General features: G+C 59.6%; 18 protein-coding genes. 8 read left to right on the forward strand and 10 right to left on the reverse strand.

Annotated features, from left to right (window positions below):
* Positions 1-4 precede the first annotated feature (4 nt).
* On the reverse strand, positions 5-1,102 hold the full coding sequence (apbC, locus tag AAE514_RS09310; RefSeq protein ID WP_347331257.1) for an iron-sulfur cluster carrier protein ApbC: 1,098 nt from the start codon (positions 1,100-1,102) through the stop codon (positions 5-7).
* Between the two features lie 578 nt (positions 1,103-1,680).
* Here apbC and metG point away from each other — a divergent pair.
* From metG to AAE514_RS09350, 8 genes are all read left to right on the forward strand, one after another.
* Positions 1,681-3,702, forward strand: coding sequence for a methionine--tRNA ligase (gene metG, locus AAE514_RS09315; RefSeq protein ID WP_347331258.1), 2,022 nt, complete (start codon positions 1,681-1,683; stop codon positions 3,700-3,702).
* Between the two features lie 127 nt (positions 3,703-3,829).
* Positions 3,830-4,405: an electron transport complex subunit RsxA gene (rsxA, locus tag AAE514_RS09320; protein WP_347331259.1), complete on the forward strand. Its 576-nt coding sequence runs from the start codon at positions 3,830-3,832 to the stop codon at positions 4,403-4,405.
* 33 nt (positions 4,406-4,438) lie between these two features.
* On the forward strand, positions 4,439-5,059 hold the full coding sequence (rsxB, locus tag AAE514_RS09325) for an electron transport complex subunit RsxB (protein ID WP_347331260.1): 621 nt from the start codon (positions 4,439-4,441) through the stop codon (positions 5,057-5,059).
* Complete coding sequence (rsxC, locus tag AAE514_RS09330; protein WP_347331261.1) at positions 5,059-7,383, forward strand: electron transport complex subunit RsxC; 2,325 nt, start codon at positions 5,059-5,061, stop codon at positions 7,381-7,383. The genes rsxB and rsxC overlap by 1 nt, the downstream gene beginning before the upstream one ends.
* Before the next feature lie 4 nt (positions 7,384-7,387).
* Positions 7,388-8,440 carry an electron transport complex subunit RsxD gene (gene rsxD, locus AAE514_RS09335; protein WP_347331262.1) on the forward strand — a complete coding sequence of 351 codons (1,053 nt, stop codon included), beginning with the start codon at positions 7,388-7,390 and terminating at the stop codon, positions 8,438-8,440.
* Positions 8,440-9,135 carry an electron transport complex subunit RsxG gene (gene rsxG / locus AAE514_RS09340; RefSeq protein ID WP_347331263.1) on the forward strand — a complete coding sequence of 232 codons (696 nt, stop codon included), beginning with the start codon at positions 8,440-8,442 and terminating at the stop codon, positions 9,133-9,135. The genes rsxD and rsxG overlap by 1 nt, the downstream gene beginning before the upstream one ends.
* Positions 9,132-9,848 carry an electron transport complex subunit E gene (locus AAE514_RS09345; RefSeq protein ID WP_347331264.1) on the forward strand — a complete coding sequence of 239 codons (717 nt, stop codon included), beginning with the start codon at positions 9,132-9,134 and terminating at the stop codon, positions 9,846-9,848. Before rsxG ends, AAE514_RS09345 begins: the two co-directional genes overlap by 4 nt.
* Positions 9,849-9,949: 101 nt before the next feature.
* Positions 9,950-10,792, forward strand: coding sequence for a mechanosensitive ion channel family protein (locus AAE514_RS09350; protein ID WP_347331265.1), 843 nt, complete (start codon positions 9,950-9,952; stop codon positions 10,790-10,792).
* Between the two features lie 75 nt (positions 10,793-10,867).
* Here the strand turns inward: AAE514_RS09350 and AAE514_RS09355 are convergent, their stop codons facing one another.
* The 9 genes from AAE514_RS09355 to ccoO form a co-directional block, all read right to left on the reverse strand.
* Positions 10,868-12,580 carry a BamA/TamA family outer membrane protein gene (locus tag AAE514_RS09355; RefSeq protein ID WP_347331266.1) on the reverse strand — a complete coding sequence of 571 codons (1,713 nt, stop codon included), beginning with the start codon at positions 12,578-12,580 and terminating at the stop codon, positions 10,868-10,870.
* Positions 12,581-12,790: 210 nt separating this feature from the next.
* A complete protein-coding gene (locus AAE514_RS09360) occupies positions 12,791-13,537 on the reverse strand; it encodes a sulfite exporter TauE/SafE family protein (protein ID WP_347331267.1) in 747 nt (248 codons plus the stop codon).
* Positions 13,534-13,737, reverse strand: a complete 204-nt coding sequence (gene ccoS / locus AAE514_RS09365; RefSeq protein WP_347331268.1) for a cbb3-type cytochrome oxidase assembly protein CcoS — start codon at positions 13,735-13,737, stop codon at positions 13,534-13,536. The genes AAE514_RS09360 and ccoS overlap by 4 nt, the downstream gene beginning before the upstream one ends.
* Before the next feature lie 16 nt (positions 13,738-13,753).
* Positions 13,754-16,201 carry a heavy metal translocating P-type ATPase gene (locus AAE514_RS09370; protein WP_347331269.1) on the reverse strand — a complete coding sequence of 816 codons (2,448 nt, stop codon included), beginning with the start codon at positions 16,199-16,201 and terminating at the stop codon, positions 13,754-13,756.
* Between the two features lie 11 nt (positions 16,202-16,212).
* Positions 16,213-16,767 (reverse strand): FixH family protein, encoded by a 555-nt coding sequence (locus AAE514_RS09375; protein WP_347331270.1) that lies wholly within the window; start codon positions 16,765-16,767, stop codon positions 16,213-16,215.
* A 98-nt stretch (positions 16,768-16,865) separates the two neighbouring features.
* Entirely contained in the window at positions 16,866-18,281 is a 1,416-nt protein-coding gene (gene ccoG, locus AAE514_RS09380) for a cytochrome c oxidase accessory protein CcoG (RefSeq protein WP_347331271.1), read from the reverse strand.
* The gene (gene ccoP / locus AAE514_RS09385) at positions 18,268-19,173 is read right to left on the reverse strand and encodes a cytochrome-c oxidase, cbb3-type subunit III (RefSeq protein WP_347331272.1); all 906 of its coding nucleotides are present in this window, start codon (positions 19,171-19,173) and stop codon (positions 18,268-18,270) included. The genes ccoG and ccoP overlap by 14 nt, the downstream gene beginning before the upstream one ends.
* Before the next feature lie 2 nt (positions 19,174-19,175).
* Positions 19,176-19,427 (reverse strand): cbb3-type cytochrome oxidase subunit 3, encoded by a 252-nt coding sequence (locus AAE514_RS09390; protein WP_347331273.1) that lies wholly within the window; start codon positions 19,425-19,427, stop codon positions 19,176-19,178.
* A gap of 3 nt (positions 19,428-19,430) precedes the next feature.
* Positions 19,431-20,042 (reverse strand): cytochrome-c oxidase, cbb3-type subunit II, encoded by a 612-nt coding sequence (gene ccoO / locus AAE514_RS09395; protein ID WP_347331274.1) that lies wholly within the window; start codon positions 20,040-20,042, stop codon positions 19,431-19,433.
* Positions 20,043-20,049 lie beyond the last annotated feature (7 nt).

Raw genomic sequence — 20,049 nt, forward strand, 5'->3', positions numbered from 1 at the left:
CACCTCAATCATCGGCCACGGCAATCACCGGCCCGCGGGCTTTGCCAAAGGTCCGCCAAAGGCTCGCCCCCAACTGCCGGGCAATGGCCCGATAGCTTGCGGTGATGGCCGAGTCCGGCTCGGCGACGACCGTCGGGCTGCCACCGTCGGTGGTTTCCCGAATGGAGAGGTCCAGCGGCAGAGAGCCGAGGAGCGTTGTCTCATAATCTTGGGCAATGCGCTCGCCACCGCCGGCGCCGAAGATGTGCTCTTCGTGGCCGCAGTTGGAGCAGATATGCACGGCCATGTTCTCCACCACCCCCAGCACCGGCACTTTGACCTTGCGGAACATTTCGATGCCTTTCTGGGCGTCCAGCAGGGCGATATCCTGGGGAGTGGTAACGATCACCGCACCGGTCACCGGGACTTTCTGGGACAGGGTCAACTGAATGTCCCCGGTGCCAGGGGGCATGTCCACGATGAGGTAGTCGACGTTGTCCCAGTGGGTTTGGGTGAGCAGTTGCTGCAGTGCGCCGCTGACCATAGGCCCGCGCCAGACCATGGGGGTCTGTTCGGTGACCAAGTAGCCCATGGAGATGGATTGGATTCCGTGGGCTTCGATGGGCCGCATCATTTGTTTGCCGTCGATGTCGAGAATTTCGGGCCGGCGCTCGCCGATGCCGAGCATTTGAGGTTGGCTGGGGCCGTAGATGTCGGCGTCCAGTATGCCCACGCGGGCGCCTTCGGCGGCCAGGGCCAGGGCGAGGTTGACGGCGGTGGTGGATTTGCCCACGCCGCCCTTGCCGGAGGCGATGGCGATGATATTTTTCACCCCTGGAATGCTGCCACTGGTGTTGGCGCCGCCGCAGGCGGGTATGTCCCAGTCGATGTTGACGGCGACGGATTCGACGCCCTTAACGGCCGATGCGGCGTCGTTGACGGCCTGGGCCAGGGTTTCGGCAATTCCGTCAGCGGGGTACCCCAGGGTGAGGGTGATGTCGGCTTCGGCCCCCTTCATCTGAATGTCGGGTTCGACGGCCAGTTCGTTCAAGGTAAGCCCAGTTGTGGGTTCTTTGACGGATTTTAGGGCATTTTTGAGGGTAGTTTCGGTTTTTTCGAACATAATCTCTAGGGCTTCCATTGTCTTTGGAGGAGTGCTTATGGTCCGGTCTCGGAGGGGGAACCCTTCACCAAAGACCCGCCGTGAACCCATCCATGGGGGCTTCTCATCGGCATCCATGCCTCAGAGAGTCTTTGGTGAAGGGTTCCCCCTCCGAGACCTCAGCGCCAGCGAATTGCCTAATGGCGGACCAACGGTCATGGCCTATAGGATTTACTCGTTACGCCTTACGCAAATCTTGGGCGGATATCGCCCCAAGCGTTTACCGGGCATATAGGTTCTGATTGGCACTGAGGCTCAGGCGTGGAAATACCGGTTGGAGACTCTCTGAGGCATGGATGCCGATGAGAAGCCTACAGGGATGTATTCACGGCGGGTCTCCAACCGGTATTTCCGCGCCTGAGCCGGACAACACTCACCCCACACTGGTGGATAAAATCAGAAAGACTGCCCACATTATTGCATCGAAACCGTAAAAACCAAGTGCTGTGGTCAACTTTAGCCCCTAAACCCCTGAAGAGTCGGGCGAAATTTGCTATAGTGCGCCTCCTTTTTTAACCAGCCGCGACTTCACAGACACCATGAGCCAAGCCGTCCGCAACATCCTTGTGACCAGCGCCCTGCCATACGCCAATGGCGACCTCCACCTCGGGCACCTGATGGAACAAATCCAGACCGACATCTGGGTACGGTTCCAAAAACTGCGCGGCCACCAATGCCTCTACGTCTGCGCCGACGACGCCCACGGCACCGCCATCACGCTGAAAGCCGAAGAACTGGGCCTCTCGCCGGAAAAGCATATCGAGAACATGCACGCGGCCCACAAAGCCGTGTCCGAAGGCTTCCTGATCCGGCATGACAACTACTACAGCACCCACTCGAGTGAAAACCGCGAGCTGGCGGAGCTGATTTACCAGCGCCTGGACGCCAACGGCCACATCGCCCGGCGGGAGATTACCCAAGCCTTCGACCCGGAAAAGCAGCTGTTCCTGGCCGACCGCTATATCAAGGGTACCTGCCCCAAGTGCAAAACCCCGGACCAGTACGGGGACAACTGCGAGGCCTGCGGCGCCACTTACTCGCCCATGGACCTGATCGACCCGGTGTCCGCCCTCTCCGGCGCGACACCGGTGCCCAAGGCCTCCGAGCACTTTTTCTTTAAATTGCCGGCATTCGCCGACTTCTTGAAAGAGTGGACCCGCGCCGGGCACCTGCAGGAAGAAGTGGCCAACAAAGTCTCCGAGTGGCTCGATTCAGACCTGCACGAGTGGGATATTTCCCGGGATGCGCCCTACTTTGGGTTTGAAATCCCCGGCCAGCCGGGCAAGTACTTCTATGTCTGGCTGGACGCGCCCATCGGCTATATCGCCAGCCTGAAGAACCTGTTGGACGCTCAAGGCAAAGATTGGCTTGATTTCTGGAAGGCCGACTCCCAAGCCGAGGTGTACCACTTTATCGGCAAGGACATCGTCAACTTCCACGCTCTGTTTTGGCCGGCCATGCTGCACTCGGCCGAGCTGCGCACGCCCACGAAGATCTGTGTACACGGTTTTGTGACCGTCAATGGCAAGAAGATGTCTAAATCCCGGGGGACGTTTATCAACGGCCAGACGTATCTGGATCATCTGAACCCGGAGTATTTGCGCTATTACTTCGCCGCCAAGCTCACCAGCGCGGTGGACGACCTGGACCTGAACCTGGATGACTTTATCCAGCGGGTGAACAGCGACCTGGTGGGGAAGGTCGTCAACATTGCCAGCCGCACCGCCAAGTTTGTGCAGAAGGCCGGCGGCACGCTGGCCACCGAGGTGGCCGAGCCGGCGTTGTGGCAGCGCTTTACCGAAGGCGAAGCCCGCATTGCCGAGTACTACGAGCACCGCGAATTCAACAAAGCCATGCGCGAAATCATGGCTCTGGCGGATGCGGCCAACGAGTACATTGCCGCCAAAGAACCCTGGAAACTGGCCAAAGAGGAAGGCACCGAAGCCGAAGTACTGGCCATCTGCACCCAGGGGCTGAACTGCTTCCGCGCTCTGGTCACCTGGCTTAAGCCAGTGCTGCCCCAGTTGGCGGAAAAGGCAGAGACCTTCCTGGAGGAAACGCTGGACTGGAGCCAACCGCTGCACTTTCGCGGCGGCGAGCGCATCAACAAGTTCAAACCCCTGCTGACCCGAGTAGAGAGGGAGCACGTAGACGCCATGATTGAAGCCAGCAAAGAATCCGCTCCGGCGCCCAAGGCCTCCGGCTCCGGCCCCCTGGCCGATGAACCCATCGCCGAGGAAATCGAGTTTGGCGACTTCGCCAAGGTGGATTTGCGCGTGGTCAAAATCGCCAAGGCCGAGCATGTGGAGGGCGCCGATAAGCTGCTGCGTCTGACTCTGGATCTGGGCGGTGAAACCCGCAACGTCTTCGCCGGCATCAAGAGCGCCTATGCGCCGGAAGAGCTCGAAGGCAAGCTGACGATTATGGTCGCCAACCTCAAACCCCGTAAAATGAAGTTCGGAGTGAGCGAGGGCATGGTGCTGGCGGCCGGCCCGGGCGGGAAGGACATTCACATTCTGGAACCCCACAGCGGCGCCAAGCCCGGGCAGCGGGTGATGTAGGGCAAGCTTTCACCGGCATAAGCATATGCTCAATCGGCCTAATCAAGCCGGGGTTTTAGATTGAACGGCTAGGCCGGGTTAACGATAATGGCGCCTTCGCGGGCGCGAACCCAGGTAAGAAGCAGGCATGACCGAATTCGCCATCATATTGTTGAGCGCCATTTTGGTGAACAACTTCGTACTGGTTCAGTTTTTGGGCCTATGCCCCTTTATGGGCGTGTCCAACAAGCTTGAGACCGCCATCGGCATGGCCGGCGCCACCACTTTTGTGCTGACGTTGGCGTCGGTGTGCAGCTACCTGATCAATACCTGGATTCTCGAGCCGCTGAACATCGACTTTATGCGCACCATCTCGTTCATTCTGGTGATCGCGGTGGTGGTGCAGTTTTCTAAAATGTTTATCGAGAAAACCAGCCCCCTGCTCTACCGGGTGCTGGGGATCTTTTTGCCCCTGATCACCACCAACTGCGCGGTGCTCGGGGTCGCGTTGCAGAACACCACCAAGGACCACGGCTTTTTTGAGTCCACCGTGTTTGGCTTCGGCGCCGCGCTGGGCTTCTCGCTGGTGCTGATTCTGTTCTCCGCCATGCGCGAGCGACTCGCCGTGGCCGACGTGCCCACACCGTTCAAAGGGGCCGCCATCGGCATGATTACCGCCGGGCTGATGTCTCTGGCGTTTATGGGCTTCGGCGGCTTGGTCTAAGCCGCCGCTAATCGACGGACGTCGTATCACACTATGTTGGATCTGATCGTACAAAACCCCATCGCGTCGGCGCTCATTGCGCTGGGCGGTCTGGCTCTGGTCTTCGGCGCCGTGCTCGGCTTCGCCGCCGTACGCTTTCGCCTGGAAGAAGACCCGGTTATTCAGCAAATTGACGACTTGCTGCCCCAAACCCAGTGCGGCCAGTGTGGCTATCCGGGCTGCCGGCCCTATGCCCAGGCCATTGCCAACGGCGATGCGATCAACAAGTGTCCGCCCGGCGGTCAGGCAACCATTAACTCTCTGGCTGACTTGCTCGATGTGGAAGCCCCCACGCTGGATGCCGAGCACGGAGAAGAGTCCGACGTTAAAAAAGTGGCTTATATTCGCGAGGACGAATGCATCGGCTGCACCAAATGCATCCAAGCCTGCCCGGTCGATGCCATTATCGGTGCGGCGAAGCAAATGCACACCGTTATTGTCGACGAGTGCACCGGTTGCGACCTTTGCGTTGAACCCTGCCCGGTCGACTGCATTGACATGGTGCCCGTGGAAACCGGGCTGAACGAGTGGAAGTGGGACAAACCCGCCCCGATTGAGGAGCGGCCCCTGAATATTATTGCCAGTGACCGAGGCACAACAGGCGAAGCGGCTTGATGGGTAGTTTAATCAAAGTGTGGGACATCCCGGGCGGCGTTCATCCGCCCGAAAACAAGGCACAATCCCTGCAGTTGCCACTGGGAAAGGCGCCTCTGCCACCGAACTTGACGTTGCCCCTGAACCAGCACATCGGCAAACCGGCCAAGCCGGTCGTTGCCGTGGGTGAGCGCGTACTCGGCGGCCAGTTGGTGGCCGAAGCCGAAGGCGTTTTCAGTGCCCGGGTGCACGCCCCCAGCTCCGGTACCATCAGCGCCATTGAGGACCGGCTGATTCCCCACCCCTCCGGGTATACCGCTCCCTGTGTGGTTATCGACCTGGATGGCAAAGACGAGTGGGTGCCACTGGAGCGCTGCGAGGACCTAAGCTCGCTTAGCAAAAGCGACATTCTGGACAAAATTCGCGCGGCGGGCATTGCCGGGCTGGGCGGCGCGGGCTTCCCCACCTCAGTGAAGCTGAACCCGCGTGCCGATCACAAAATTCACACCCTCATTCTGAACGGCACCGAGTGTGAGCCTTACATCACGGCCGACGACATTCTGATGCAAACCAAGGCCGAGGAAATCATTGCCGGCAGCCAGTTGCTCGCCAAGCTGCTCGACTTCCCGGAGAAGGTGCTAATCGGCGTTGAGGACAACAAGCCCGAGGCAATTGCGGCGCTGGAAAAAGCCGCCGAGGGCAAAGAGATTCGGGTGGTTTCTTTTCCCACCAAATACCCTTCCGGGGGCGAAAAACAGCTGATCCAGATTCTGACCGGCGAGGAAGTGCCCAGCGGCCAAATTCCCGCCAGCATCGGCGTGGTGTGCCAAAACGTGGGCACCACCGTGGCCGCCTACCGGGCGGTTCGCCACGGTGAACCCCTGGTCTCGCGAATTACGACGCTGGTGGGCGAAGCGCTGGAAACCCAGCGCAACGTGGAAGTTCTATTGGGCACCCCGATCGAATTTCTTCTGGAAGAGCACGGCTTTAACGCCAAAAAAGCCTCCCGACTGGTGATGGGTGGCCCCATGATGGGCTTTGCCCTGCCAGAGCCCAGCGTGCCGGTGATCAAAACCACCAACTGCATTCTGGCGCCGACCAAGAAAGAGCTACCGCCACCCCAGCCAGCCCAGGCCTGTATTCGCTGCGGCCTGTGCGCGGAGGCCTGCCCGGCCAGCCTGTTGCCACAGCAGCTGTTCTGGTACGCCCAGTCCGAGGACTTCGAGAAACTCGAGGCCCATAATTTGTTTGACTGTATTGAGTGCGGCGCCTGCTCTTACGTTTGCCCCAGCCACATTCCGCTGGTGCAGTACTATCGCGCCTCCAAAGGTGCCATTCGGCTGCAGCAGCAGGAGAAGGAAAAGTCCGACCGGGCGCGCCGACGCTTTGAGTTCCGCCAGGAGCGGATCGCCAAAGAGGAGGCGGAAAAGGCCGCCAAGCGCGAAGCCCGGAAAAAGGCCGCCGAGGAGGCCAAGCGTAAGCTGGCGGAGCAGGAAAAGGGCGGCGCCCCACACAAGCCGGCGGACCCGGTGGCCGACGCCTTGGCCAAAGCTCAGGCCAAGCAGAAGTCACCCGAGGCGCAGCGGGCGAAACTCGAACGCAGTCTCGAGGCGGCCAAAAGTTCGCTGGAGCGCGCGCGCCAGCCGCTTGAGCCCAGTGAACCCGGGGCCGAGGTAACGGATGAGCAAAGGGAAAAACAAAAAGCCCGTATCAAGCAAGCCGAACTCAAGGTTCAGGAAGCGGAGAATAAACTCCAGCAACTAACCCAGGATGCCCAGGCACCAGAGTCAAAGCCCGAGCCCGAAACCAAAGCCAAGCCCGAATCCAAGGCAAAGGGCGAGGATCCGGTGGCTGCCGCCATCGCCAAGGCCCAGGCCAAGGTCAACATGAGCCCGGAAGACAAGCTGCGTTCCAGCCTGGAGTCCCTGTACAAACGTCTGTCCAAGGCGGAGGAAAAAGCCGCGGCGGCGCGGGAAGCCGGCGATGACAAGGCCGATGCCCTGCAACAGGGAGTGGAAAAGCTTAAGCAGAAAATTGCCGATACCCAGAATGAGCTGGAGGCTTTAACACCCTCGACCGTGGCCGAACCCAGCTCGGCCTCCCGTCATACAGAGGATGTTGCCACCCAGGCCATTGAGCGGGCCAAGGCAAAGGCGGCCGCCATGGAAACCATGAGCGCCGAAGACAAGCTCCGGGCACAGATTGAATCGGTAAAGGCCCGGCTGGAAAAATCCAGGGAGCGGCTCGCGAAGGCCGAAGCCGAAGAAAACGAAAACGTGGACGCCTTCCGCGCGGGCGTTACCAAGCTCGAAGACAAACTGCACCAGTTGACCGAGGATCGCTAAACCCATGCTGAGGGTCACCTCCCCCCACACACACAGTGCCCGCAGTACCGGGCAACTCATGCGCTTGGTGGTGTTTGCCACACTGCCCGGCCTGGTGGCCATGACGCTGGCTTTTGGCTGGGGGTCCATTTTCAACGTTGCTCTGGCCAGCGTCTCGGCCATGGCGTTTGAAGCGGCCATCATGCGCTTGCGCGGTCGGCCGGCACTGTTTTACCTGCGCGACTGTAGCGCCCTGGTTACCGGGGTACTATTGGGCCTGGCCCTGCCCCCCTACTGCCCCTGGTGGCTAGTGGTTACCGGCAGCGGTGTAGCCATTATCCTCGCCAAGCAGCTCTACGGCGGTATGGGGTACAACCCGTTTAATCCGGCCATGGTGGGTTACGTGGTGCTGCTAATCTCTTTCCCGGTGGAAATGACTCAGTGGGCGGCGCCCGCTTCAGTGCTGCCGGAGGGCCAATCACTGGTGGGGCTGGGCGAAGGTTTGCAACAAATTTTTGCCGGCGTGCCGGTGGACGGCTATACCGCCGCCACCCCGCTCGATGTGCTTAAGCAGAACAGCGGCCAGACGCTGGCCGGCTTGTATCAAAACGACCCCACCCTAAAGGCCGGGATGCTGGCCGGGGCCGGCTGGGAGTGGGTCAATATCGGCTTTCTGCTCGGCGGGCTCTTTCTGCTCTATCAACGGGTCTTTACTTGGCACGCGCCGGTGGCCATGCTCGCCACGCTGGCGCTCATGTCTACCCTGTTTTACAGCGGTGGCTCGGACAGCCTGGGCTCGCCGATCTTTCATTTGCTCTCCGGCGCTACGCTGTTCGGGGCGTTTTTCATTGTCACCGACCCGGTCAGCTCCGCGGTCAGCACCCGGGGCCGGTTGGTTTACGGCGCCCTGATCGGCCTATTATTGTTCGTTATGCGGGGCTGGAGTAATTATCCGGACGCAGTCGCCTTTGCGGTGCTGCTGGCCAACTTCGCGGCGCCCTTTATTGACTACTACACACTACCGCGCACCTACGGGCACCAGAAGGCACGGCGCGCCACCGAAAAGGAGGAGCACTGATGTTCGGTCGATCCATTGGCAAAAACAGTCTTCTACTCGGTGCCTTCGCACTGGTGACCGCCGGGGTACTGGCGGGCACCTACCAGCTCACGCGGGACCAGATTGCCGAATCCGAACGGGCAGCGGCCGCCGCCGCTTTGCTGGAAATAGTGCCCGAGCGCGAGCATGATAACGACTTGCTCGCCGATACGCTCATGGTGCCGGATACCGCCCTGGACCAACTGGGGTTGGACCGACCGGAGGCCATTCATTTGGCCCGGCAAAACGGCGAAGTCACCGCCGCGATTATTCCGGCGGTGGCACCGGATGGTTACAGCGGTGACATTCGCTTGATTGTGGGTGTGAACCGAGACGGATCCATTGCGGGCGTGCGGGTTCTCACCCACAATGAAACCCCGGGCCTGGGAGACAAGGTCGACTTAAAGAAAAGCGACTGGGTGCTCGGCTTTAATGGCCACTCGCTCGGCAACCCGGCACGGGAGGAGTGGAAAGTTAAGAAGGATGGCGGCTATTTCGATCAGTTCACGGGCGCCACCATTACTCCCCGGGCCGTCGTAAGGCAGGTACGCAAAGTACTGGCGTTCGTCGAAGACCACCAGGAGCAACTCTTTTCCCAAGAGCGCTCCGATAAACGTAACGACGAGGCGCTCTCCGACCCGTCCACCGACAAAACCAACGAGGCAGCAACGCCATGAGTGATGCAGTCGACTACGGAGCCATCGGCAAAAACGGCCTCTGGACCAATAACCCGGCCCTGGTACAGCTGCTAGGGCTCTGTCCGCTGCTGGCGGTCACCGGGACCGTGGTCAACGCCATGGGACTGGGACTGGCCACTTTGCTGGTGGTGACCAGTTCCAATATTATTGTCTCGCTGATTCGCAAAGGCGTCAGCGACGCCGTGCGCTTGCCGGCGTTTGTGATGATCATTGCCGCCCTGACTACTTGCATCGAGCTTCTGATGCGGGCCTTCACCTACGAGCTCTACACCATTCTGGGGATCTTTATCCCCCTGATTGTGACCAACTGCGCCATTCTCGGCCGGGCCGACGCCTTTGCCAGCAAGAACGCCGTTCTGCCTTCCGCCGCCGACGGTCTGACAATGGGGCTGGGCTTTATGTTGGTGCTGCTCAGCGTGGGAGCGATTCGGGAGCTGCTCGGCAACGGCACTCTATTCGATGGCATGCACCTGTTATTCGGTGAAGGTGCCCGTAATTGGGTCTGGAGTCCCTTCCCGGACTATCCGGGCTTCCTGGTGGCAGTGCTGCCCCCCGGAGCGTTTATCGTGACAGGCTTTTTGATTGCCTTGAAAAACAGCGTGGACAACCAGATCAAGCAGCGCCAGGCTTCCCGACAGGCCGCTCCAGTCAAAGGCAGCAAGCGGGTACGCACTACCGGCAATATTAGCTAAACACCAGAAACATCGGCTACACCAGGGTGCCTTCGGCAAAGGGAGCTAATATCCGTTAAACTAAGGAGTGTTTATTCACTCTCTCACCGAGGCACCTATCTATGTTCTTCGATACCGAGAAAATCAACGAACTTATCAGCCTGTACGTCATTCCCTGGGCCATCAATATTGTTATCGCGCTGCTGATTTTTATCATCGGCCGTATTGTGATCGCCATCCTTATCGGTATTTTGGGTAAAGTGCTGGGCCGCACCAAGCTCGACAGCATTCTTATTGAGTTTACCCAGACCATCGCCAAGGTGCTGCTGCTGATTTTCGTCATTGTGGCGGTATTGGACCAGCTCGGTGTCAACACCACTTCCCTGATTGCCGTACTCGGTGCGGCGGGCCTGGCCATCGGCCTGGCGCTGCAGGGCTCGCTGCAAAACTTCGCCGCCGGCTTTCTCCTGTTGGTATTGCGCCCCTTCAAAGCGGGCGACTACGTCGAAGCCGCCGGCACCGCCGGGATGGTGGAGAAAATCAGCATTTTTTCGACCATTATGCGCACTCCGGATAATAAAGAAGTCACCATTCCCAACGGGTCGATTTACAGCAACAATATTATTAACTACTCGGCGCGCGAGACCCGCCGAGTGGACATGGTCTTTAGTATCAGCTATGACGATGATATCAAGAAGGCCAAGGACGTGATGATGACTGCGATCACAGCTGACGAGCGTGTACTGGAAGAGCCGGCGCCAAACGTCGCGGTATCGGCCTTGGCCGACAGCAGCGTCGACTTCATCGTTCGCCCCTGGGTAAAAACCGACGACTATTGGCCGCTGTACTGGGACATGAACGAAAAGATTAAATTGGACTTGGAAGCCAACGGCATGACCATCCCCTTCCCCCAGCGGGACCTTCATGTCTACAACGACAGCGAAAAAGGGAAAGGAAAAGCATAGAAGCCGGGAGTGGGTTCACAAAAAAGGGTGCCTCTGGGCACCCTTTTTTGTGGCGGCGGCTCGTTCAACGGCGAGCTAAAATGAGCTTTCCGCCTTAATCAAAATCTGGGTCGAGTCCAAGCCCTCCCGATCAGCCAGCGGCGCCGCCAAATCCACGTGCATTACATTGCCAACCTTGGTTTTACTGGAGCTGAAACGCAAGCCAATCCCTACGTTTGCCAAATGCGGATTGCTTTCACTGTCAATTTGATTGCCCCAGCTACGGCCCACATCAAAAAAGGCCACTGCGCCCATGCGAACAATATTGAACAGGTGCACATCGGAGAAATACCGACGCTCGATATTCAGAATGTAGCGTCGGTCCCCGCGCTGATAGTCAATGGGATAACCTCGCAAACCACTGGCGCCGCCCACCGTTAGTTGCTCATACTGCTGAAGGTTCTCGCCAATGTCATAGCGCAACTTTAAGTACCAACGATTCTGGTCGTCCCTAAACCAGTTGTAGTTGACTTCCAACCCCAGCACACCACTATCCACCGGGTTGGGGGCTTGGTAATGACGTCCATCAAACTCCCCGTGCAGCTGTAGAATGTGGTGGTCACCCACGCCGATCACGTTGCTGTAAGAGCCCCGGTAGCGAATCAGATCGCGCTCGTTATTCAGGCTCTCGCCCCCATAACCGACGCGCATGCGGTAATTAACACCCATGGCGACGTCTTCGGTGCGCTGAATCTGGTTGAGGTTCTTATAAGTGGCAAACCGGTTTTCAATGACTTCCATCCCCAACCACGCGTAGTTGCCCTGGCGGTCATCAGGTGCGCCCAGCTCGGTCAATTCCGTGGGGCTGAAAATATCACTTTCCCGGGTCAGCCCCACGCGCCAGCGCCGCGTAAACCGTTCGTCGGCGCGGGCGGCCAAGCCAAAGTAGACTTCCCGGTCCCGATTGCGGTGACGGAATTCATTGATGTCTTCGCCGCCTTCGCGGATCACTCGTACCTCGGAGATGTTCTCGGTGACCACGCCGGTCGCCCAAGGCGTTTCCAACGAATAAAAGGGGCGCTCAAGGCTGAAGGCGGTATCTTCCCCATCACTTTTCTGAGCGTAGTAGAGCCGAGTCGCCCAGCGCGTGCGAAACAGGTGGTTGGTCTTGTACTCGTAGCTTACCAGGCTGCGCTCAACGTCTTTCGCATAGCTTACCGAAATGGCATCCCCTGTTCCCAGAAAGTTGCCATCTTTGAGTCCAAAGCCCGACTCGGTTTCCCCCCCTTCGCGAGTGAAGGTCACCTCCGGCTCGGTAACCCAGGCATCCCGAGTAACCACCAACAGGTCAATATAATCCGGGCAGGTCATGTCCGGGACGATGTAGGCACTGGTCAGGTAGTTCCGACCACGCAGTATCCGTTCAGACTCTGCCACCAAGCGTTCGCGCAGGGGCTCCCCTTCATTGAACAACAACTGGGTCGCCAGCACCGGTTCACGCGTGTTGATGTGAAGGTGGTTGAAGCCACGGTACAGCCAGTTGTCTTCTTCGGGGTTGGATTCATTAAAAATGGCCCGGCTTTCAAACCGGATGTGGCGAATGGTTTTGCCCTGGTGGTCTTCCAGTGCGTCGAAAACCAGCTCGCTCTCCCGCTGCTCGGCGAGGTCGCGGTAGTGATAGCGGAACTGCAGGCAGGCCTGGCCGTCCTCGCCGGTGACGGCTTCGGTTTCCACGGGGGTTCCGTGACTCAGGGGTGAAGCCAGCAGCGCGGCGAGCCACATTCCGGCCACTCGCGCATTTATGATCATTGAGGCTCCGAGCCCTTGTCGGTGACAGCATGGCATTTAACGTTCTTAACTCTTATTGCGTTTATTATCGCGCTTAATGCGTTTTTCACGCTTATCGCTTTCGCCCACCGGGGCCCGTCTTCGGGTGCCCATTGTTGTACCACTCCATCTTATACCGGAAAATCAGGCGGCGTCACCCCGCCAGAAGAGATTCTACCCTAGGACCACCGTTTAGTGGTGAGGTTGCGAGGAATTGTCATTAGAGTGATCATCGGAGCTTGCGGGTGCATGAAGCACCTCGTGGGAGTGCTCCCCGGTACTGACCGCCGGCCAAAGCGTCCAAAGTCCGAAGCCAATGATCAGCAGCGCCAGCAGACGACGCAGTGAGGGTTTTTGCAGGTAGCGGGTGAGAGTGTGCGCCGCCGCACCGGCCGCGAGCACCGCCGGCAACGTCCCCAGCCCGAACGCGAGCATAACGCCTCCCCCCGCGAGAGCTCCACCTTGGGCCAGGGCGTAAGCCAGTGCGGTGTACACCAGGCCACAGGGCAGCCACCCCCAGAGCGCGCCGAGCATGAGGGCTTGAGGCAGGCGAGTGACCGGCATCAAGTGCCGGCCCAGCGGTTGCAGATAGCGCCAGAATACGCGCCCGCCCTTTTCCAGCCAGACCAACCCACGCCACCAGTTGGCCAGGTAGAGCCCCATCGCCACCAGCAGCAACCCGGCGATAAGCCGCAACACTGGGGCCAGGGGGGAAAACTCGCCCGCCAGGCCCCCCGCCAAAGTGCCCAGCAGCGTATAGCTGCTCACCCGACCGAGGTTATAGCCAAGCAACAACAGCCAACGACGCCCCCGGGCCTCGGCCGGAATAGCCACCGACAGGGCTCCCATAATGCCCCCGCACATACCGATACAGTGGGCCCCGCTAAATAGGCCCAGGGTCAGGGCCGCCAGCCAGGCACCAGAGAGTTCATGCGTCATTTGGGCGGTTCGCTAGGGTCGGTATCGCTTTTCCGCTCAGGTTCGGCTGGAGCGTCGTTTTCATCTTCATCAAACAAAATCCGGTGAGCCTCGGTGTCCAGGTTGTCGTACTGACCACTTTTGATCGCCCAAAAGAACAGCTTCAGCGCAATGGCCACAAAAATCAGCGCAATCGGTACCAGCAGGAAAAGGCTTTCCACGTGTCACTCTCCCGTCCTATGCCGGACATGCCTCGGTCGCCCCCTGCGCCGGAACGGCTCGGCCCCGGTGCAAGCGCAAGGCATTGAATATAACAATCAACGAGCTGGCGGTCATGCCAATCGCCGCGAGCCACGGGGGAATCAGTCCCATGGCGGCCAAGGGCAACGCCAGCACGTTGTAAGTCAACGAAAAGGTCAGGTTCTGGCGGATGACCCGGCGGGTCCTCTGGGCCAACGCCAAGGCTTGAACCAGCGCTTCCAGATCCCGGTTCAACAATACCGCATCCGCTCGGGTTTGGGCCAGGTCCGAGGCAGTGGCCATCGCCACTGAGACGTCCGCCGATGACAACACCGGCACATCGTTGATGCCGTCCCCAACCATGAGGACGCGCTCCCCCGCCCCCTGGCAAGCTTGCAGGCGAGTCAATTTCTCCTCCGGATGGGCGCCGGCGGTGTACCGTTCGATACCCAGGCTCTGGGCAAGCGACGCCACCGCGCCGGAGCGATCGCCACTGAGCAGTTCGATGGCGAGCCCGCGCCGCTTCAAATAGGCGACCAGAACCCGGGCACCGGGACGAACCTCATCTCCCACGGCAAACCAGCCTAGGGGCCCCTGCTCGTCGCTCAACAACAACCACTGCTGGTTCTCATCAGGCGCATCGAGCGGACGAGTCGCACCAAACAGTTCTCCAGAGAAACGAGCGTTACCCAAGCGATACCGGCGAGTATCGATTTCCCCCTCTACCCCCGCGGCGGTGTACTGGCGGGTATTGCTCGCCCGGCGGATTCCGGCCCAGGGGCGAAAAGCCTCGGCCAGAGGGTGGCGGGCCGGCGCCTCCAGCGCGGCGGCAATGGCGAGCAGCTCCTCTCGGTCCCGGCCCGGCGTGACTTCCACCGCCACCAGAGTGAAGCGCCCCAGGGTGAGCGTTCCGGTTTTATCGAGAATCACCCGGTCGATATGAGCGAGGGCCTCGAGCACATGGCCCCGGGCTATCAGGAACCCTTGCCGACGCAGGTTGGCCGTGGCGGCGGTCAGGGCCGCGGGCATGGCCAGCGCCAGGGCACAGGGGCAGGTCACTACCAGAACCGAGAGAGCGACCCAGAAGGCATGTTCCGGATCAATCCACTGCCAAGCCCCCCAGACCAGCGCAAAAATGACCAGAACGGCGCCCACAAAGTAACGGGCCACCCGGTCCGCCAGGGCGACTTGATGAGGCTTGTCGGCCTCGGCATTGGCCACCAACCGTTCAATGGCGGAAAGCTGGGTATCGCCCCCCACGGCGGTCACCCGCAGCTCCAACGAGCTCTCGCTGTTCAAAGTGCCGCCCACCACCCGGTCGCCCGGGGATTTGGCCACGGGGCTGGACTCGCCGGTGAGCAGCGCTTCGACCACCTCGCTATGGCCGTCCGTGACTTCTCCGTCACAGGGAAAGGTTTCTCCGCTTCTAACGCGCACCCTATCCCCGACCTTCAAGGTTTTGACTGGGACTGACTCTTCCTCGCCGCTTTGCGAGAGGCGCAGGGCACTCAGGGGCATCAATTGAGCAAGGTTGCCGTAAGCAAGTCGGTTTCGGTGCCGGGTGCGCATTTCAAAATACCGCCCCACCAACAAAAAGAAGGTGAACATCGCCACCGACTCAAAATACACCTCCCCGCCACCGGTGACCGTGGCCCAGCCACTGGCCAGATAAGCCAAGCCGATAGCCAAGGCCACGGGAACATCCATAATCAACTGCCCCACGCGCAGACTGCGCCAGGCGGCCTGAAAAAACGGCGCCGCGCTGAACAGCACGACCGGCGTGGCCACCAGGAAGCTCAGCCAACGTAGAAGAAGCTGCCACTCTTCCGCCGCGCCGGTGTAAAGGCCCACCGATACCATGCCGGTTTGCATCATTCCAAAGCCCGCCACACCCAGTCTGGCCAGGGCGCGGCGATTGTCCTGCTGGGCCATGGCGCGCTGGGCTTCATCGGTGGCCGGCCGTGGTCGGTAGCCAATAAGGGCCAGCCCGGCCATGATCTCACTTAAGGGCTGCTGGTCGGCATCCCAGGTCAAAGTGCAGCGATGGGTGGAGACATCCACGGTCAGTTGCGTTACCGACGAATTCCGCTTCAAGTGGGTTTCAATCAGCCAGCTACAGGCGGCGCAGGTAATGCCTTCGAGCAACAGTTGCGCTCGGCGCTCGGTGCCTTGGGCATCGGTCACAAAGTCAGCCTGAATCTCGGGCAGGTCATATAATTGCCATTCGGCTTGGTCCGGCCGGTCCGAGTCCGGTTTTTCATTCGCTTCGGTGCGAAAACGATAGAACCGCTCCAGCCCTCCGTCCACGATGGCGCTGGCCACCGCCTCGCAGCCCGGGCAGCACATGGGTCTGGGCTCCCCGCCAATGTTGACGGAAAAACGGGCCCCCTCGGGCACCGGCAAACCACAATGATAACAGCGAGTGTCGCGGGAGGAGTCAGTCACGGGTGCCTCTCTCAGGGCTGGGCATCGGAGCCGGAACGGCCCCGCTCGGTGGGAGCGAGTTGCGTTTGCGAATCAAGTTCGAATTGGATTTCGCCCCGCAACAACCACTCGGCCGAACGCAGACTCTCGCCTTCATACTCCGGCAACAGCGTCAGGTAACGACGGTGGGACAGTGCCGTGCTCAGGTCCCCACGGTAATACCCGGCCCGCACGGGCTGAAGCTCAATGTGCTGATCCTGCTCGGCATCAATAGGGTGCCCCACCATCAGGTACAGCTGCTCCGGCATGGCGCCCTCTTTGCTCAGGTTTACTATCACTTCACCCGTGATCTGATCGAAACGAACATTGGCCTGCACGTCCAGTTCCCGCGCGCGCTCTTCCTGTGCGAAGCTTTGATTGATGGTGCGCCCCTGTTTGTAATAGTTGTCCACCACACGATCGTCCGCATGGAAGAGAGAAACCCCCACGAACGTGAGAACCACGCAGATCACCACGATCAAGGGCGACATTACCAACCAAAACCAGGGCTGGCGATACGCCGGGCCGCTGTCAGAATCTTGTGTCATATTGGGTCTCGCCGATGTGTCGATGTCATTTTAAGCCGAAGTGACGCACGGCCCGTTTCTTGAAAACCGGGGCACTCATTAACCATTGATTAGATGGATTAATGGCCCCGAGGTGCCGGGCCGATAAAGGTGGTGGTGTGCTCGGTGAAGATTTCGGGGTCATCCCGGGCCTCAATCCGCAAGGTCACCGAGGTTTTGACCTCATCCAGCGCCTCACGAGGTACCGCTACCCGCACCGGTACCGTCAGGATCTCCCCTTCCTCGACCGGAAGCGCACGATAGCCTTCCACTTCAAAAGGGTACTCACCGCTGACCGTGAGGTCGTAAGTATGGGTCTCCCGGTCCTTGTTGTTAATCTTGAGGGTGTAGACGTTTTCCACCTCGTGGCCACTGATACGATACAGCCGCGTTCCCCGATCCCGAAGCACATCCAGCCCCACCGGCAGGCGCTCGCTGAGGGAATAGGCGAACACTCCCAACATCACTGCCAGAATGGCACCATAGGCCAAAAAGCGGGGCCGAAACACCCGCGTGTGGCCGTGTTCAATGGCGTCTTCGGTGGTGAAGCTGATCAACCCACGGGGATAGTTCATCCGGTCCATCACGGTATTGCAGGCATCCACACAGAGCCCACAGTCGATGCAATCGGCTTGCAGGCCGTCGCGAATATCGATGTCCACCGGACAGACCTGGACACACCAGGAACAGTCAATGCAATCGCCCAGTCCCTTCTCGTGCCGGTCATCGGTGGGCTTGCGTGGGCCACGTGGCTCACCACGAATATAATTGTAAAAGACCGTCAACGTATCCTTGTCATACATCACCGACTGGAAACGCGCGTAGGGACACATGTACTTGCACACCTGTTCGCGCATAAAGCCGGCATTCATGTAGGTGGCGGCGGTAAAGAAAAAGACCCAGAAAGCGGCCACGGGGTGGATGTCGATGGTGACCAACCCCACCAACAACTCCCGAATGGGCACAAAATAGCCCACAAAAGTGAGCGCGGTCACCAGCGCAATGGCGAGCCAGATACCATGCTTGGCCCCCTTGCGAGCGACCTTCTTCGAGCTCCAGGGCTGGGCGTCGAGTTTCATGCGCTTGTTGCGGTCGCCCTCACACAAAAACTCGGCCCAGATGAACATTTGTGTCCAGACCGTTTGCGGACAGGTAAAACCACACCAGACGCGGCCCACCAGGACGGTGACCGTAAACAGAAGAAAGGCGGCAATGATCAAAAGCCAGGCGAGGTACATGCCATCCTGTGGCCCGAAACTGAGCCATAGGACGTGAAAGCGCCGCTCGGGCAGATCGAACAACATGGCGGGCCGGCCATCAATAATCAGCCACGGCATCAGCAGGAAGCCCGCCAACAAAGGCAGGCCGGTGTAGCGGCGCAACCGTTGGTAGAAACCGGTAATGCGCCGCATGTAGACCTTGTCATCCGCCTCGTAGAGGTTTACATAGCGAATCCCTGTATCGTTTTCCGAGTCGCCGTGCCTATTCTTCGTCATAGTTCAGGGAAAGGCTGTAAACATAAGCCGCCAGAATGTGAATCCGGTCGTCTTTCAGCAGGTCGCCCTGAGCCGGCATGACGCCATTGCGGCCTACTCGCAACGTCTGACGAATACCTGACGGCTCTCCGCCATACAGCCAAACATCGTCGGTCAGGTCGGGAGCCCCCAGGTTAATATTGCCCTTGCCGTCGGCGCCGTGGCAGGCCACGCAATTACGGTTGTACAGCGGTTCGCCTTCGGCCGCCATCTCCGCATCGTGCTCACGTTCGGCCATGCTCAATACATACTCGGTCACTTGAGCAATGCCCTCCTCGCCCAAGGGGGCACTCCAGCCGGGCATGGCGGCCTGACGGCCCTCCACGAGGGTTTGCTTGATACGCTCCGGCGAACCGCCCCACTGCCAGGCATCGTCGGTCAAATTGGGGTAGCCCCAGTTGCCGCCGCCATCTGAGCCATGGCACACCGCACAGTTGTTGGCGAACAGGCGCAGGCCCATTTTCATGGCATCCGGGTTGCGGGCCAGCTCTTCAATGGGGGTTGCGGCGTATTCGCCGAACTGATCCGAGAAACGCGCTTGTGCCTGCTGCTGGTGGCCGCGAAGCTCTTTCTCCTGGGTCCAGTTCAGCAAGCCGGGGAAGTTCCCGAGGCCCGGGTACAGCAGCAAGTAAATCCCCGAAAAAATAAACGTGGCGATGAACAGCTTGAACCACCAGCGGGGTAGCGGGTTGTCGTACTCTTCAATACCATCGTATACATGCCCGGTGGTACGGTTTTCGGGGTCTTCGTCATCACGCACCGCAACCTTGCGATTAGCCAGCAGCACCCACAGCAACAGCGCCAGGTTGGTCAGGGTGAGAACAATAATCCAAAGGCTCCAAAATGTGCTCATAATCAATTCCGCCTGTCTGTCTCATCACGGTTGCGATGATCCGCGTGTTCTGTCTGTTCTTCAGAGCCTTCAGCTTCCTCTTCGAAGCCGGAAGACTCCGGTTTTTTACCGTTCTGGTCTTCATCGGCGAAGGGCAGGTTCGCCGCATCATCGAAGCGCTTTTTGCGGCGGGGGGAGAAAGCCCACCAGCACACCGCGACAAAGGCGATGGCGACCAAAACGGTTGAGATTGCGCCCAGAGTGCCCTGATCCATAAATCACCGCTTCTCGGTCAGTAACGTGCCCAGCTGTTGCAGGTAGGCCACCAGAGCGTCCATTTCGGTTACGCCCTTGACCTCGTCGCCCGCGCCTTCAATTTGCTCCTCGGTGTAGGGCACGCCGACCGTGCGCAGAGCGCGCATCTTGGCCTCGGTGTCCTCACCGGTCAGCTTGTTGTCGTACAGCCAGGGGAAGGCGGGCATATTGGACTTGGGCACCACCGTGCGCGGGTTGTACAAGTGCGCCTTGTGCCAGTCATCGGAATAACGACCGCCGACGCGCGCCAGGTCCGGACCGGTACGCTTTGAGCCCCAGAGGAAGGGGTGCTCATAGACATGCTCGCCCGCCACCGAATAGTGGCCGTAACGTTCCACTTCCGCGCGCAACGGGCGGACCATCTGGGTGTGGCAGACGTGACAACCCTCGCGGATATAGATGTCGCGCCCTTCCAACTCCACTGGCGAGAGCGGCTTCAAGCCCGCTATCGGTTCAGTGGTTTCCTTTAGAAAGAACAGGGGAACAATTTGCACCAGGCCACCAAAGCTGATCGCAATGATGATCAGCACGGTCATAAGGCCCAGGTTTTTTTCTACGATGTCATGGTGTTTCATGGACGTG

The organism is Marinimicrobium locisalis, assembly GCF_039822625.1.
GTDB classification, from domain to species: Bacteria; Pseudomonadota; Gammaproteobacteria; order Pseudomonadales; family Cellvibrionaceae; genus Marinimicrobium; species Marinimicrobium locisalis.

Excerpts from the sequence above, each read along its gene's own strand:
- AAE514_RS09360 (WP_347331267.1), bottom strand. The coding sequence starts at position 13,537 with ATGACGCATGAACTCTCTGGTGCCTGGCTGGCGGCCCTGACCCTGGGC.
- apbC (WP_347331257.1), bottom strand. The coding sequence starts at position 1,102 with ATGTTCGAAAAAACCGAAACTACCCTCAAAAATGCCCTAAAATCCGTC.
- AAE514_RS09355 (WP_347331266.1), bottom strand. The coding sequence starts at position 12,580 with ATGATCATAAATGCGCGAGTGGCCGGAATGTGGCTCGCCGCGCTGCTG.
- rsxD (WP_347331262.1), top strand. The coding sequence starts at position 7,388 with ATGCTGAGGGTCACCTCCCCCCACACACACAGTGCCCGCAGTACCGGG.
- AAE514_RS09345 (WP_347331264.1), top strand. The coding sequence starts at position 9,132 with ATGAGTGATGCAGTCGACTACGGAGCCATCGGCAAAAACGGCCTCTGG.
- ccoG (WP_347331271.1), bottom strand. The coding sequence starts at position 18,281 with ATGACGAAGAATAGGCACGGCGACTCGGAAAACGATACAGGGATTCGC.
- AAE514_RS09375 (WP_347331270.1), bottom strand. The coding sequence starts at position 16,767 with ATGACACAAGATTCTGACAGCGGCCCGGCGTATCGCCAGCCCTGGTTT.
- AAE514_RS09350 (WP_347331265.1), top strand. The coding sequence starts at position 9,950 with ATGTTCTTCGATACCGAGAAAATCAACGAACTTATCAGCCTGTACGTC.
- ccoP (WP_347331272.1), bottom strand. The coding sequence starts at position 19,173 with ATGAGCACATTTTGGAGCCTTTGGATTATTGTTCTCACCCTGACCAAC.
- rsxC (WP_347331261.1), top strand. The coding sequence starts at position 5,059 with ATGGGTAGTTTAATCAAAGTGTGGGACATCCCGGGCGGCGTTCATCCG.
- rsxA (WP_347331259.1), top strand. The coding sequence starts at position 3,830 with ATGACCGAATTCGCCATCATATTGTTGAGCGCCATTTTGGTGAACAAC.
- rsxB (WP_347331260.1), top strand. The coding sequence starts at position 4,439 with ATGTTGGATCTGATCGTACAAAACCCCATCGCGTCGGCGCTCATTGCG.
- AAE514_RS09390 (WP_347331273.1), bottom strand. The coding sequence starts at position 19,427 with ATGGATCAGGGCACTCTGGGCGCAATCTCAACCGTTTTGGTCGCCATC.
- rsxG (WP_347331263.1), top strand. The coding sequence starts at position 8,440 with ATGTTCGGTCGATCCATTGGCAAAAACAGTCTTCTACTCGGTGCCTTC.
- metG (WP_347331258.1), top strand. The coding sequence starts at position 1,681 with ATGAGCCAAGCCGTCCGCAACATCCTTGTGACCAGCGCCCTGCCATAC.
- ccoO (WP_347331274.1), bottom strand. The coding sequence starts at position 20,042 with ATGAAACACCATGACATCGTAGAAAAAAACCTGGGCCTTATGACCGTG.